The organism is Pseudomonas sp. P129 (genome assembly GCF_020312195.1).
Taxonomy (GTDB): Bacteria; Pseudomonadota; Gammaproteobacteria; order Pseudomonadales; family Pseudomonadaceae; genus Aquipseudomonas; species Aquipseudomonas fragariae.
Genome location: NZ_JAGPYS010000007.1, coordinates 222,735 through 235,628, shown reverse-complemented (window position 1 = coordinate 235,628; position 12,894 = coordinate 222,735). Strand labels below are relative to the sequence as shown.

Sequence of the window (12,894 nt, the reverse complement as noted above, 5' to 3'; positions counted from 1 at the left end):
CCTTGCGATGGCTCAAGCGTTTAAAAAGACGGGACCCGGTGAGTCCGATAAACAAGCTGCCCGGTCATGCGCGACGACGCGCGTGTTGCTCCAGACGGTTTTGCAGGCGGTACAGGTAAGCGAAGCCCTGCTCCCAGCGTTGATGGCCGGACTTGACGTTGATATGCCCGGCCTGACTCAGAAAGCCTAGCTCGGCGCCCCAATGACGCGCCATCTCCATGGCACGCTGGGAGCTGACCGCAGGGTCGTTGTCAGAGCTGACGATCTGCGTCGGAAACGGCAATAGATCAGTAGGGATCGGCGCGAAATTACGCAATGCAGGCGGGCAATTCGGACGCTCGACGTCGGCCGGTGCCACCAGCAGTGCGCCCTGCACCTGACGCAAGGTTTCCAGCGGCGCGAGTCGAGCCCAGTGCGCGACCGTGACGCAACCCAGGCTGTGCGCGATCAGGATCACTGGCGTGTCATGCACGGCAATCGTGCGTTGCAACTCACCCACCCAGTCTTCACGACGTGGCTTGAGCCAGTCGGCCTGCTCCACGCGCGTGCTGTTGGGCAGGCTGTTCTGCCAGTGGGTCTGCCAATGATCGTCAGGAGACCCTTGCCAGCCTGGCACGATCAGATACCGGATCGACTCGTTATGCATGGATTCGCCTCCTGCATGTATGCGTTCATGAGACGAGTATAGGGATGGAAGTTATATTCGCCAAGGAATAAGAAGCTATTTATTAATTCCCAAAACGAATATCGGCTGACAGACAAAAAAAGAGGCCACTCCCTGCCTTCGAGGAACGGCCTCTAATAAAAATCACTTTCAGGGCAAAGATTATCCGCACTTCGTTACAGGATTACGACGGCCTCAGGTTGCAGGCACAGTACGCGGACCCTGCTCGCCCGCAGTCAACGGCACTGTCTCGTCATGCTGCGGGACTTCACGGGCAACGTTCCACACCACAATCGCAGCGACGATGTCGAAAATCGCCAGCACCACGAACAGCGGGCTGTAGCCGATTTTGGTGACCAGCACGCCGAACACCATAGTGAATGCCGCCGCCCCGAAAAAGCCGAACATTCCGCCCATCCCGGTCGCCGTGGCCACCTCGTTTTTGCCGAATGAATCCGAGGTGATCGAATACAGCGCGCCCGACAGGGTCTGGTGAGCAAAACCACCGATGCACAACAAGGCAATAGCGGTGTAGGGACTTTCGACCAGCCCGATGCACGCTGGCCCGATCATGCAGGAGCAGCCGAACAGCATGACCATCTTGCGCGAGGTGAACAGCGACACCTTGCAGTACTTGTGGAACAACGGGCTCAGGTAGCCGCCCAGTACGCAGCCGATGTCAGCCGCCAGAAACGGCAGCCAGGCGAACATCGCGACTTCCTTGATGTTCATGTGACGCTCGGTCATCAGGTACAGCGGAATCCACGCATTGAAGGTCTGCCAGGCAGGCTCGGAGAGGATTCGCGCCGAGGCAATCGCGTAGAAATTACGGTTTTTGAACAGTCGCTTCCAGCTGCCTTTCTGGGCAGGTGCGTCCTTCAGACGCGCTTCCTGGCCGCTGAGGATGTAGTCACGTTCGGCATCGCCCAGACGCTTCTGATCGCGCGGGTGTTTGTACAGCAGCAGCCACAGGCCGCTCCACACAATGCCCAGACCGCCGACAATCAGAAACGCCAGCTCCCAGCCACTCTGCAGAATGGCCCAGACCACCAGCGGCGGCGCAAGCAATGCGCCGAACGACGAACCGATGTTGAACCAGCCGATGGCGACCGAGCGCTCCTTGGCCGGAAACCATTCAGTGGTCGCCTTGACGCCGGCCGGAAGCCCCGCGGCTTCGGTCAGGCCGAGCATGCCGCGGAAGATCGCCAGACTCTGCCAGCCGGTTGCGAAGGCGGCAGCAGCGCAGGCGGCAGACCAGGCGATGGCGAAAATCGCAAAGCCCATCTTGGTGCCGATCGCATCAATGATGTAGCCCGCCACAGGTTGCATGATGGCGTAGCACAGTTGCCAGGCGACCACGATGTGCGCGTACTGCTCGGTGGAAATGCTCAGCTCGCTCATGAGCGTCGGAGCTGCGACGGACAGTGTGTTGCGTGCCAGGTAGTTGACCACCAGGCCGGCCGTGACCAGCCCCACCATCCACCAACGAATGCCTTTTATCTTCATCTCTTCACCCTGTTTATTTTTAGATTGGCGATGAGCGTCCCGCGGCCAAGGCCGTGAGGCGGCTGGTTTTGTGTAACTTCAGATTACGTTTTCTTCAGAAGACTTTTAGGCGCTTTCTGCCGACGATCATGTGTAAAAACAGATTTTCCGTGCGAGAAGCATGCTTTTATGGCCTGAGAATTCAGACTGGTCATGAGGTTGTTACTCTTTGAATTATTTTTGTGGTTGTAATTTTTTTCGAGTCTTATGTTGTCGTACAACATAGTGAACTTATAGTCATTTGCCATTCCGGTGTCAAATGACAGAAACGCTATGACCTGCTTCAGCAATGGGTCAGGGGAGCATTGAGAATGGGAGATGCATTTTCGCGTCATACGACGACTTTGCAATCAGCGTCTGTACGCAGCTCGTTTGCGCCTATAGGGCATCGCTCAGCGGTTACAGCGCGGGATATTTTCTGCGAGACGGCAAGAAATGCGTCCTGGCACTTGCACAACTGTCACAAATGCTCTCATTCTTGAAGGCGGCGTCAGGCAAGGGAGTTGTCCGGAGAGGCCCTGCCGGCACGGGCCTGATGCTGAAGTCACCTCATGTCAGGAAGAGGCGTGCGCATGCCCGAGCCAAGCAGTCTCGCCAGCTGGACCCCCGCGCTGCGCAAGCAGCTTACTGCCCTGGGTATGGACAGCGATGCGTTGTGCCAGAGCGCGGGCATAGACCTGAATTTGCTCAGTGAACCCGGTGCGCAATTCTCGCCGGATGTCACCGCCGCGCTTTGGCAACGGGCAGTGCAAGCCAGCCTTGATCCGGCGCTGGGTTTGCGTGTTTCACGCTTTGTCAGCCCGACAGCGTTTCATGCGCTGGGCTACACGCTGGTCGCCAGCGGTTCGCTACGCGAAGTTTTCGAGCGCATCGTACGTTACCGCTCGATGGCCGAGGACTCTCTGGAGCTGGACTTCAGGACAGTCGGCGAGCGTTATGAATTTCGCTTCGGCACGCCGCCCTCCTGTCAGTCACCGGTGCATGAGCTGCTGGATGCATTTGCCGCCATTTACGTGCGCACCTGCCGCAATCGGCTCGGCCGGGGCTACGCGCCGCTTGCCGTGCACCTGCAGCGTCCGGCACCCGACGACCCGCGGCCCTGGCACGACTTGTTTCGCTCACCGGTCATGTTTGCGGCGCAGGAGAACTTGCTGGAGTTTGACGGTGATCAATTCGACAGCCACCTGGATGACGGCCCGGTACAGCTGAACGGCCAGGAATCCCAAGGGGATCCGTTACCGTCCCTGATCTGGGAGCAGCGCGTACGCTCGGCCATCGAAACCCTGCTACCGGACGGCGAGCCCACCGTCAGAAGCATTGCCGAAGCCCTGCACCTGAGCCCGCGCAACCTGCAGCGCCATCTGGCCGACGAGGGCTGCTGCTATGACCTGCTGCTCAACCAATGCCGCCAGAACCTGGCGCTGCTGCACATGAACGATCAACAAAGCTCGCTGAGCGAAATCGCCTACCTGCTGGGTTTTTCCGACACCGACTGCCTGAGCCGCGCCTTCAAACGCTGGACCGGGCTGACACCGGAACAGTACCGCAGCAGCGTGGTGCGTTGAGCGCTGATGGAGGACACACCATCGTGTCCGATGCTCAGCGTCCACTCTTGCTCAAGCGGCGCAGCGCACATCCATGACGCGGAGCGTCACGAAGGGCGTTCCCACGCTGGAGCGTGAGGAACGATAGGTGTCCGGGGGATCGCGAGCGTAACGCGCCCTGAAGAACACCATCGTACCCATGCTCCGCGTGGGTATGCCGTTNCGTACCCATGCTCCGCGTGGGTATGCCGTTCTGGACGCTCTGCGTCCTCTCCTGATTATGTGACGCAGAGCGTCACGACAGGCATTCCCACGCTGGAGCGTGAGGAACGATAGGTGTCTGGGGGATCGCGGGCGTAACGCGCCCTGAAGAACACCATCGTACCCATGCTCCGCGTAGGTATGCCGTTCTGGACGCTCTGCGTCCTCTCCTGATTATGTGACGCAAAGCGTCACGACAGGCATTCCCACGCTGGAGCGTGAGGAACGATAGGTGTCCGGGGGATCGCGAGCGTAACGCGCCCTGAAGAACACCATCGTACCCATGCTCCGCGTGGGTATGCCGTTCTGGACGCTCTGCGTCCTCTACTGATTATGTTACGTAGAGCGTCACGCGACGCTGGAGCGTGAGGCACGATAGTGCTCTCAAGAACACCGCCGCGCCTGGGCTCCGCGTAGGTATGTTTTGGTTTCTAGCGTGCTTCGATCCGCGCCAGTTCAGGCAGATCCCCCGACAAACCCAGTGCCTCGCGGACGAACAGCGCCTTGGCTTCGGGCATGCGGTTGACCATTTTCAGGCCGGTGTTGCGCAACCAGCGCAAGGGCAGCGGGTCGGCCTGGAACAGGCGTTCGAAGCCTTCCATCGCCGCCATCAGTGCAAGGTTGTGCGGCATGCGGCGGCGCTCGTAGCGGCCCAGCACACGCAGGTCAGACCAGCGCTCGCCGCGCCTTGCGGCATGGGTCAGGACTTCCGCCAGCACTGCGGCGTCGAGAAAACCGAGGTTCACGCCCTGCCCGGCCAGCGGGTGAATGGTGTGGGCCGCATCACCAATCAGTGCCAATCCTCCGGCAACGTAACGCTTGGCGTGACGCTGACGCAGCGGCACACACAGGCGGCTATCGGCAGACAGCACCTGGCCCAGTCGTCCTTCGAATGCCTGCTCCAGTTCGCGGCAGAACAGGTCATCTTCCAGCACCATCAGGCGCTCGGCTTCGGCAGGTGTGACTGACCAGACGATGGAACACCAGTGCTCGCCCTCACGCTCCAGCGGCAGAAAGGCCAGCGGCCCGTCATCGGTGAAACGCTGCCAGGCGGTTTTCCTGTGGGGATCGGCGGTGCGCACGCTGGTGACGATCGCGTGATGCAGGTAATCCCATTCACGCGTCGGCGTTTCAGTCAGGCGGCGCACGGCGGAATTGGCACCGTCGGCAGCCACCACCAGCGGTGCGCGCAGCTGACGGCCATCAGCCAGGGTCAGCAGCCAGTCATCGCCGGAGTGACGCATCTGTTCAAGCCGCGCATTGGCCAGCAGGCCGATGTCGCTGGCATGCAGACGGTCGAGCAACGCGTCCTGCACCACACGATTCTCGATGATGTGACCGAGCACGTCGGCATGCACGCTGGAGGCCGAGAAGTGAATCTGCCCGGTGCCGCTGCCGTCCCAGACCTGCATATGCGCATACGGGCTGATGCGCCGGGCTGCGATGCCTTCCCACACGCCCAGCCGCTGGAGGATTCGCTGGCTGGCCGCCGACAAGGCGCTGACCCGCGGCTCGAAGCTCGACTGCTGATCAAACGGTTCGACGCTCAGCGGCCCACCGTCGACCACCAGCACATCAAGGCCGCTGTCCTGCAATGCCAAGGCAAGGGCAAGGGCACTGCCGACCATTCCGGCTCCGACAATCAGCACATCTGCGCGCGTTTCCATGGTCAAACCGTTCTCGCTTGCGGCCGAAGCCCTGTGTTTAAAGTGGATGATTCACACATCGGATCGAGTCCCCAACCCCATGGCCTGGCGGGCAAACCAGCGCTTGGCGGCAGGCAGCAGGTCCAGGCCGAGCAACCCGACGTTACGCCCGGTGGCAACCGCCGACCGGGAGCTGCCGAACAGGCGCGTCACCTTGTCGGAAAAGCCCACGGTCAATTGCTGATCCTGGCGCTGGCGCTCACGGTAGAGTTGCAGCGTCGGCAGCGCACCGGGCGGCGCGTCGCTGTCCAGCAGCGTCTCGGCCAGTGCATCGGCGTCGCGCAAGGACAGATTGAACCCCTGCCCGGCGACCGGATGCAGACTGTGCGCCGCGTTGCCCAGAATCACCAGATGCGAGCGCACCTGCTCTTCGGCTTCGATCAGTGCCAAGGGGTAGACATGCCGGGCGCCGACCTGGCGCAGCGTGCCCAGGCGATAGCCAAACACGCCCTGCAGTTCTTCCAGAAAACTGCGGTCGTCCAGCTCGGCCAGACGCTGGGTATCGTTGCCCGGACGTGTCCAGACCAACGCACAGCGGTTTTCCGGCAATGGTAGCAACGCCATCGGCCCGTCCTCGGTAAAACGTTCGAACGCCTGCCCGCAGTGAGCTTCGCTCGGCGTGATATTGGCAATCAGCGCATGTTGGTCGTAAGGCCGTTGCCGCACCCCGATACCCAACTGTTCGCGCAGACTGGAACGGCCACCGTCGGCCAGCACGGCCAGGTCGCAGTCCAGTTCGCTGTCGTCACTGAGGCTCAGGCGATAACCATCGGCCAATGGCTGCATGTGTTTGACCTCGGCCGGCACACGCCAACTGACCACATCACGATCCAGCCCGGCCCACAGAGCCTGACCGAGCCAGGCGTTTTCGACTACATAGCCAAGCGCCGGAACGCCCTCTTCGATCGCCGACAGGCGAGTGGCGCCGAAGCGACCCCGGTCCGACACCTGGATTTGCAGGATCGGCTCGGCGCGTCGGGAAATCTGCTGCCAGAGGCCAAGCCGTTCATAGATGCGTCGCGAGCCGAACGACAGTGCCGAAGAACGCGCATCGTAGCTGGGCTGCCAGGCTTCACCCGGCGCGAAGGGCTCGATGAGCACGATTTTCCAGCCGCGCGCCTTGGCACCGGCCTGCAGCGACAGCGCAAGGCTCGCACCGACCAATCCGCCGCCGACGATGGCGATATTGAAGCGGCTCATACGACCTGTTCCTGTGCAGCCGCCATCAGCGCCTCGATCTCGGCGACGGTCTTGGGCACGCCGCCGGACAGAATTTCACACCCCTGCCTGGTCACAACCACGTCATCCTCGATTCGCACACCAATACCTCGCCATTTCTTCGCGACGTCCAGGTTGTCGGGGGATATGTAAATCCCGGGTTCAACGGTCAGCGTCATGCCAACCTCCAGTACGCGCCACTCGCCGCCGACCTTGTATTCGCCGACGTCATGCACATCCATGCCCAGCCAGTGCCCGGCACGGTGCATGTAAAACATCTTGTAGGCCTCGCTTTCGATCAGCTCGCCGACATCACCGCGCAGCAGGCCCAGCTCGACCAGCCCGGCGGTAATCACCTTGACCGTCGCCTCGTGTGCCTGGTTCCAGTGTTTGTCAGGCCCGATGGCCGCGAAGGCCGCCTGCTGGGACTTGAGCACCAGCTCGTAGATGGCTTTCTGTTCGGGGGAAAACCTGCCGTTCACCGGGAAGGTACGGGTGATGTCGCTGGCATAGCAGTCGATTTCGCAGCCCGCGTCGATCAACACCAGATCACCGTCCCTGAGCACCGCGTCATTCTGCTGGTAATGCAGGATGCAACCGTTGCGACCCGAGGCGACGATCGAGCCGTAGGCAGGCATCTTCGAACCGCCCTTGCGGAACTCGTAGTCCAGTTCGGCCTCCAGACTGAACTCATGCAACCCCGCGCGGCAGGCCTGCATCGCACGCACATGGGCCCGCGCGGAAATATCCGCCGCGCAACGCATGACTTTGATTTCCGCGGCGGACTTGTACAGGCGCATGTCGTGCAACAGATGGTCCAGCGCCACGAACTCCTTGGGCGGCTGGGCACCGAGGTGCGCCTTGGAGCGAATCACGTTGATCCAGTCCATCAGGTGCCGGTCGAATTCGGGATTGCTGCCCATCGCTGAATACACCCGATCCCGGCCTTCGATCAGGCCGGGCAGGATTTCATCGATGTCATTGATGGGGAACGCATCGTCCGCACCGTACTCGCGGATCGCGCCTTCCTGCCCTGCACGCAGGCCTTCCCACAGCTCGCGCTCGGGATTGCGCTCGCGACAGAACAATACGTACTCACCGTATTCACGACCGGGGATCAGCACCACCACCGCTTCGGGCTCGGGAAAGCCGCTCAGGTACTGAAAGTCGCTGTCCTGCCGATAGACGTGCTCGACATCACGATTGCGAATGGCAACCGCAGCGGCGGGCAGGATGGCAATGCTGTCCGGCTCCATCTGAGCCATCAGAGCCTTGCGGCGGCGGGCGTACTCGGACTTCGGGATCTGAATCATGGGCAGCGGGCGTCCTGATGGAGTCCACCGGCTCGCGCTGCGGCAAGCGCTGGCCGGTGTCGCAGTGATCGGCTATCAGTGCAGGGAAGGCTTGGGTTGCGGCGCGGACGGCTCGTTGAATTCAGTGAACAGCAGCAGCGGCGCTACACGCATGTACTCCATGACTTCCATGTAGTCGGTTTCGCCGTCTTCGGACTCTTCCAGCGCGTCCTGAACCTGGGCAATCGCCGCCAGATCCTCCAGAACAGCCTTGGCCTCGGTGCCCAGCGGCTTGTCACCAATGTTCAGACCGAAGCCCATCAAAAATCCCTGACACCATTGGCCCAGCGCAGCAGCACGCTCGGTCAGCGGTTCATCGTCGCCCGGCAGCAACAGCACGACGGTCATGTCGTCGCCGGTGAGCTCGCCCTTGACCATCTCTTGCAGGCCGATGAGGGCCTGACGGATATTGTCTTGCGGCTCGGTTTCCAGCAGTTGCGACGCGTCGGCGAACCAGCCTTCGTTGTCGAAACCGGCAGCTGCGCAACTGCGCCCCAGCAACAGGCCATGCAGCTCGGCAGGAGATACCTGGTGACCGCCACTGTTGAGCAGAGTGGCGAACGCTTTGTACGGAGAATTCTGAATGGGCATGGGTAGCTAGTCGCCAAACGGCGCAATGTCTAGAATGAAGGCCTTGTATCCTAGACTATCCGCGCGACAAGATCACCCGGACGGCGGTTCGAGCTTGAGCACAAGCATCGCTCCCCCTGCCATTCATCAGAAAGTATTCAGTGGAAAACAATGGAAGACACCGACCTGCAAGCGCTGATGAAACGTGTGGAGCTGCTCCTGAAGTATGCCGAGCAACTTAAAGGCCAAAACGCACTCTTATTAGCTCAGGAAAAGACCTGGCGCGAGGAACGTGCCCAACTGATTGAAAAAAACGAAATCGCCCGGCAGAAGGTCGAGTCAATGATTTCGCGCCTTAAAGCCCTGGAGCAAGACTCATGAGCAATGGCAACAGCGTTACCGTTCAGATCCTGGACAAGGAATATTCGATCATCTGCCCTCAGGAAGAGCGCACCAACCTGGTCAGCGCCGCCCGCTATCTGGATGGCAAGATGCGTGAGATCCGCAGCAGCGGCAAAGTCATCGGTGCGGATCGCATCGCCGTGATGGCTGCCCTGAACATCACTCACGACCTGCTGCACAAGGAACATCTGCCTGACGTACAGACCAGCGGTTCGACCCGCGAACAGGTCCGCGATCTGCTCGACAAGGTCGATCTGGTGCTGGCGACAGACACGCCAGGCGCACCGGATTCAACTCGGGGCTGATTATTGCGGGGCATTTCTGTATACTCGCGCTGCTCCCTGGAGTGCTTGCCAGTCGGTCATGTCCCTGAGCCGATACGCACAACCACGGGGGTTGCACGTTGGGGTTGGTGTGCATGTCCGCTCGACGGAAAGCCTTAAAACCTCCTGCAATCTCCACCTTGAACTTTCGGGTTCAAGGGCTAAACCGACAGCGGTTCGTCGGGGAGTCCATATTCGGTCAGTTGCCAGCCCTGTTGTCTGGCAACGACGACCCCGCTCCGGCTTCAACCTCCTTTCCGGATCAGCCTGCATGACCTCCTGCTCATGATCAGCGCCCAATCACTCACACGTCCACAATTGCGCCGCCAGCTACGCAAGGCACGCAAAGCCTTGAGTCAAAGCCAGCAACGCGCAGCCGCACGGGATATTTACCGTCAACTGGCGCAGCACCCGCTGTTTCGGCGTGCCCGACATGTTTCGCTGTACCTGCCGATGGATGGCGAGATCGACCCGCGGCTGTTGCTGCGCGAAGCCCAGCGCCGCGGCAAGGCAACCTATCTGCCGGTGCTCAATGCCTGGCCGCGCACCCGCATGGTTTTTCAGCGTGTGCGTCCCGGCGAGACATTGATCCCCAACCGTTTCCGCATCCCCGAGCCGCGCATCGACCGGGCAAAGCAACGCCCTGTCTGGGCGCTCGATCTGATCCTGATGCCGTTGGTAGGTTTCGATGACGAAGGCGGTCGACTGGGCATGGGCGGAGGTTTCTACGACCGCAGCCTGGCGTACCTGGCGCGCAGAAAGACCTGGCGCAAACCGCTGTTACTCGGGCTGGCTCATGAATGTCAGAAAGTGGATCGACTGGCGCAGGCCAGTTGGGATGTACCGCTGCACGGCACGCTATCGGATAAAGGCTGGTATGTGACGCAGACTCTCTGATCGTTCAGCCAACAAGGCCATCAACGATCAGAGTACAGGCAGGGCTCAATGCCTGCCGGGGACTTTTTGCTGCTGCTGTGTGATCTCGACGGGAGCGTCGTCCTTGGTGGACCACAAGCTCTGTGCATAACCGGTTGTCACGACACCCAAGCCAAACAGAATAACCAGAATCCAGAGTAAATCAGGCTTGCGTTTCATTGACTGCCCTCCTTAGGCAAATCAATACGATGTCAGCATCGGTTTTGTGTAGGCCGTGCAACAGCGTGGAACTTTGAAGGGCGGCATTTTGCGGTAACGTGAACCAGTACGCAAATAGTGGCGCGAACCGATTGTCGGTTTGTCATCAAACTGTTCGAAACACCGTAAACCTTTTGTCTGTGGAGTGAGCACAATGGCCTATTGGCTGATGAAGTCCGAGCCTGATGAATTCTCGATCAGCGACCTGCAACGACTGGGCAAAGCGCGCTGGGACGGAGTGCGCAACTATCAGGCGCGCAATTTTCTGAGAACCATGGCACAGGGCGACAAGTTCTTTTTCTATCACTCCAGTTGCCCCGAACCGGGCATCGCCGGTATCGGCAAAGTCGCCAGGTCAGCTTATCCGGACCCCACCGCGCTGGACCCCCAGAGCCACTATCACGACGCCAAGGCCACGGAGGAAAAGAATCCGTGGAGTGCCATCGACGTCGAGTTCGTGGATATCTTCAAACACGTGCTGGGGCTGGGTTATCTCAAGCAACAAAGCCAGCTGGAGCAACTGCCTCTGGTACAAAAAGGCAGCCGGCTCTCGGTCATGCCGGTGACCGCCGAACAATGGGCGGCGATCCTGGCATTGCGCTGACGAACGTTATTGAACGATGAAGTTATTGAACAGCAAGTCTTCGACAATCGGCTTGCCTTCTTCATCGTTCATGACGCGCTGAACCTGCTTGAGCGCTTCCTGACGAATGTTTTCCTTCGCTTCGGCGCTGCTCATGGAATCGACGGTCTGCTGAGTGAACAGCGACACCAGTTGATTGCGGATCAGTGCGTCATTGCGCTTCACGGCGGCCTCGGCGTCGGCACCGGTTACACGCAAGGCAATGTCAGCCTTGTAGACACGCAGCTTGGGGCCGCCATCGAGTGCGTAGTTACCCACGAACGGAGGCGTCAGCGAGACATACGCCGCTTTTGGCGGGCCGCCTTCTTCCTTGGCTTCCTCTTGCGCCATGACAGGCAATGACAAGGCCAGCAACATCAGAATCCACGCTTTCACAGTCCACTCCTTAATACGGTTTGCCACGTAGCTTACAGCTTATGTGTGCTTATCAGGCAGGGCCATGCTTGTTGACCCGAGAACCCGCTTAACTGACTTTATCGGCCATTACCGGAAAAGGAATAGCCCGATGAAAGCCCTGTTATGCAAAGCCTTCGGTCCTGCCAGCACACTGGTACTCGAAGACGTCCCCGGCCCTGCGATCAAAAAGAACGAAATTCTGCTCGACGTGCACGCCGCCGGGGTCAACTTTCCCGACACCTTGATCATCGAAGGCAAGTACCAGTTCAAACCACCCTTCCCGTTCTCACCGGGTGGTGAGGCCGCAGGCGTGATAGCCGCCGTCGGAGAAAACGTCAGCCACCTGAAACCCGGCGACCGCGTCATGGCGCTCACCGGCTGGGGCAGCTTTGCCGAGCAGGTCGCCGTGCCCCACTACAACGTGCTGCCGATTCCGCAGGGCATGGAATTCACCACGGCGGCCGCATTCAGCATGACCTACGGCACTTCCATGCACGCCCTCACACAACGCGCCCGCCTGCAACCCGGCGAAACCCTGCTGGTACTCGGCGCATCCGGCGGCGTCGGCCTGGCCGCCGTGGAAATCGGCAAAGCCCTCGGCGCCCGCGTCATCGCCGCCGCCAGCAGCGCAGAAAAACTCGAAGTCGCCAGAAACGCAGGCGCCGACGAACTGATCAACTACAGCGAAACCAGCCTCAAGGACGAAGTCAAACGCCTCACCCATGGCAACGGCGCCGACGTGATCTACGACCCGGTCGGCGGCGACCTCTTCGACCTGGCCATCCGCAGCATCGCCTGGAACGGCCGCCTGCTGGTCGTCGGCTTCGCCAGCGGCCGCATCCCCGACCTGCCCGTCAACCTGACCCTGCTCAAGGGCGCTTCGGTGGTCGGCGTGTTCTGGGGCTCGTTTGCGCAGCGACAACCGCAAGACAACGCGGCGAACTTCAAGCAGTTGTTTGCGTGGTTTGAAGAAGGGAAATTGACGCCGCTGGTGTCGACGGTTTATCCGCTGGAAAGGGCTGGGGAGGCGATTGATTTGTTGGGGGGACGCAGGGCTGTGGGGAAGGTGGTGGTGTTGGTTGCGAAGAGTGCCTGATCCTACTCGTCAGCAGGGGAACGGGAACAGACCCTAGTAG

At 60.4% G+C, this 12,894-nt stretch carries 14 protein-coding genes and 1 other RNA gene; 7 read left to right on the top strand and 8 right to left on the bottom strand.

The features are described from left to right. Positions 1 to 64: 64 nt before the first annotated feature. Together KBY02_RS18050 and KBY02_RS18045 are read right to left on the bottom strand one after the other, a co-directional pair. Positions 65 to 646, bottom strand: coding sequence for an alpha/beta hydrolase (locus KBY02_RS18050; RefSeq protein ID WP_003403209.1), 582 nt, complete (start codon positions 644 to 646; stop codon positions 65 to 67). Between the two features lie 213 nt (positions 647 to 859). Beyond that, a complete protein-coding gene (locus tag KBY02_RS18045) occupies positions 860 to 2,143 on the bottom strand; it encodes an MFS transporter (protein WP_024639273.1) in 1,284 nt (427 codons plus the stop codon). Between the two features lie 638 nt (positions 2,144 to 2,781). Here KBY02_RS18045 and KBY02_RS18040 point away from each other — a divergent pair. Then, entirely contained in the window at positions 2,782 to 3,774 is a 993-nt protein-coding gene (locus KBY02_RS18040) for an AraC family transcriptional regulator (protein WP_011266321.1), read from the top strand. Between the two features lie 671 nt (positions 3,775 to 4,445). Here the strand turns inward: KBY02_RS18040 and KBY02_RS18035 are convergent. The 4 genes from KBY02_RS18035 to KBY02_RS18020 form a co-directional block, all read right to left on the bottom strand. Next, the gene (locus KBY02_RS18035; protein WP_116894016.1) at positions 4,446 to 5,681 is read right to left on the bottom strand and encodes a 2-octaprenyl-3-methyl-6-methoxy-1,4-benzoquinol hydroxylase; all 1,236 of its coding nucleotides are present in this window, start codon (positions 5,679 to 5,681) and stop codon (positions 4,446 to 4,448) included. Between the two features lie 51 nt (positions 5,682 to 5,732). Further along, positions 5,733 to 6,920 (bottom strand): 2-octaprenyl-6-methoxyphenyl hydroxylase, encoded by a 1,188-nt coding sequence (gene ubiH, locus KBY02_RS18030; protein ID WP_116894015.1) that lies wholly within the window; start codon positions 6,918 to 6,920, stop codon positions 5,733 to 5,735. After that, positions 6,917 to 8,251: a Xaa-Pro aminopeptidase gene (pepP, locus tag KBY02_RS18025; protein ID WP_024640253.1), complete on the bottom strand. Its 1,335-nt coding sequence runs from the start codon at positions 8,249 to 8,251 to the stop codon at positions 6,917 to 6,919. Before pepP ends, ubiH begins: the two co-directional genes overlap by 4 nt. A gap of 75 nt (positions 8,252 to 8,326) precedes the next feature. Further along, positions 8,327 to 8,881 carry a YecA family protein gene (locus KBY02_RS18020; RefSeq protein ID WP_003403224.1) on the bottom strand — a complete coding sequence of 185 codons (555 nt, stop codon included), beginning with the start codon at positions 8,879 to 8,881 and terminating at the stop codon, positions 8,327 to 8,329. Positions 8,882 to 9,031: 150 nt separating this feature from the next. Here KBY02_RS18020 and KBY02_RS18015 point away from each other — a divergent pair, with 150 nt between their 5' ends. The 4 genes from KBY02_RS18015 to KBY02_RS18000 all read left to right on the top strand — a co-directional run bounded on the left by KBY02_RS18015 (position 9,032) and on the right by KBY02_RS18000 (position 10,482). Further along, the gene (locus KBY02_RS18015) at positions 9,032 to 9,241 is read left to right on the top strand and encodes a TIGR02449 family protein (RefSeq protein ID WP_002551573.1); all 210 of its coding nucleotides are present in this window, start codon (positions 9,032 to 9,034) and stop codon (positions 9,239 to 9,241) included. Beyond that, entirely contained in the window at positions 9,238 to 9,567 is a 330-nt protein-coding gene (locus tag KBY02_RS18010; protein ID WP_096127434.1) for a cell division protein ZapA, read from the top strand. The genes KBY02_RS18015 and KBY02_RS18010 overlap by 4 nt, the downstream gene beginning before the upstream one ends. 30 nt (positions 9,568 to 9,597) lie before the next feature. Next, positions 9,598 to 9,776, top strand: a non-coding RNA gene (ssrS, locus tag KBY02_RS18005) — 6S RNA. A 94-nt stretch (positions 9,777 to 9,870) separates the two neighbouring features. After that, complete coding sequence (locus KBY02_RS18000) at positions 9,871 to 10,482, top strand: 5-formyltetrahydrofolate cyclo-ligase (RefSeq protein ID WP_225650664.1); 612 nt, start codon at positions 9,871 to 9,873, stop codon at positions 10,480 to 10,482. A gap of 45 nt (positions 10,483 to 10,527) precedes the next feature. Here the strand turns inward: KBY02_RS18000 and KBY02_RS17995 are convergent, their stop codons facing one another. Continuing rightward, positions 10,528 to 10,680 (bottom strand): hypothetical protein, encoded by a 153-nt coding sequence (locus tag KBY02_RS17995; RefSeq protein ID WP_003317333.1) that lies wholly within the window; start codon positions 10,678 to 10,680, stop codon positions 10,528 to 10,530. A gap of 193 nt (positions 10,681 to 10,873) precedes the next feature. Between KBY02_RS17995 and KBY02_RS17990 the strand changes: the two genes are divergently transcribed. Next, complete coding sequence (locus KBY02_RS17990) at positions 10,874 to 11,323, top strand: EVE domain-containing protein (RefSeq protein WP_103754367.1); 450 nt, start codon at positions 10,874 to 10,876, stop codon at positions 11,321 to 11,323. Positions 11,324 to 11,329: 6 nt separating this feature from the next. Here the strand turns inward: KBY02_RS17990 and KBY02_RS17985 are convergent, their stop codons facing one another. Beyond that, entirely contained in the window at positions 11,330 to 11,737 is a 408-nt protein-coding gene (locus KBY02_RS17985; RefSeq protein ID WP_003403230.1) for a flagellar basal body-associated protein FliL, read from the bottom strand. Between the two features lie 130 nt (positions 11,738 to 11,867). On the opposite strand from KBY02_RS17985, the gene KBY02_RS17980 reads away from it, so the two are divergent. Continuing rightward, entirely contained in the window at positions 11,868 to 12,854 is a 987-nt protein-coding gene (locus KBY02_RS17980; protein ID WP_116893992.1) for an NADPH:quinone oxidoreductase family protein, read from the top strand. The last annotated feature ends 40 nt before the right edge of the window (positions 12,855 to 12,894 follow it).

What these genes read in the sequence shown, in the direction of transcription:
- KBY02_RS18020 (WP_003403224.1), bottom strand. Translation starts at nt 8,881, where the DNA reads ATGCCCATTCAGAATTCTCCGTACAAAGCGTTCGCCACTCTGCTCAAC.
- KBY02_RS18040 (WP_011266321.1), top strand. Translation starts at nt 2,782, where the DNA reads ATGCCCGAGCCAAGCAGTCTCGCCAGCTGGACCCCCGCGCTGCGCAAG.
- KBY02_RS18050 (WP_003403209.1), bottom strand. Translation starts at nt 646, where the DNA reads ATGCATAACGAGTCGATCCGGTATCTGATCGTGCCAGGCTGGCAAGGG.
- ubiH (WP_116894015.1), bottom strand. Translation starts at nt 6,920, where the DNA reads ATGAGCCGCTTCAATATCGCCATCGTCGGCGGCGGATTGGTCGGTGCG.
- KBY02_RS17980 (WP_116893992.1), top strand. Translation starts at nt 11,868, where the DNA reads ATGAAAGCCCTGTTATGCAAAGCCTTCGGTCCTGCCAGCACACTGGTA.
- KBY02_RS17990 (WP_103754367.1), top strand. Translation starts at nt 10,874, where the DNA reads ATGGCCTATTGGCTGATGAAGTCCGAGCCTGATGAATTCTCGATCAGC.
- KBY02_RS18000 (WP_225650664.1), top strand. Translation starts at nt 9,871, where the DNA reads ATGATCAGCGCCCAATCACTCACACGTCCACAATTGCGCCGCCAGCTA.
- KBY02_RS18035 (WP_116894016.1), bottom strand. Translation starts at nt 5,681, where the DNA reads ATGGAAACGCGCGCAGATGTGCTGATTGTCGGAGCCGGAATGGTCGGC.
- KBY02_RS17995 (WP_003317333.1), bottom strand. Translation starts at nt 10,680, where the DNA reads ATGAAACGCAAGCCTGATTTACTCTGGATTCTGGTTATTCTGTTTGGC.
- KBY02_RS18045 (WP_024639273.1), bottom strand. Translation starts at nt 2,143, where the DNA reads ATGGTGGGGCTGGTCACGGCCGGCCTGGTGGTCAACTACCTGGCACGC.
- KBY02_RS18015 (WP_002551573.1), top strand. Translation starts at nt 9,032, where the DNA reads ATGGAAGACACCGACCTGCAAGCGCTGATGAAACGTGTGGAGCTGCTC.
- KBY02_RS18010 (WP_096127434.1), top strand. Translation starts at nt 9,238, where the DNA reads ATGAGCAATGGCAACAGCGTTACCGTTCAGATCCTGGACAAGGAATAT.
- pepP (WP_024640253.1), bottom strand. Translation starts at nt 8,251, where the DNA reads ATGATTCAGATCCCGAAGTCCGAGTACGCCCGCCGCCGCAAGGCTCTG.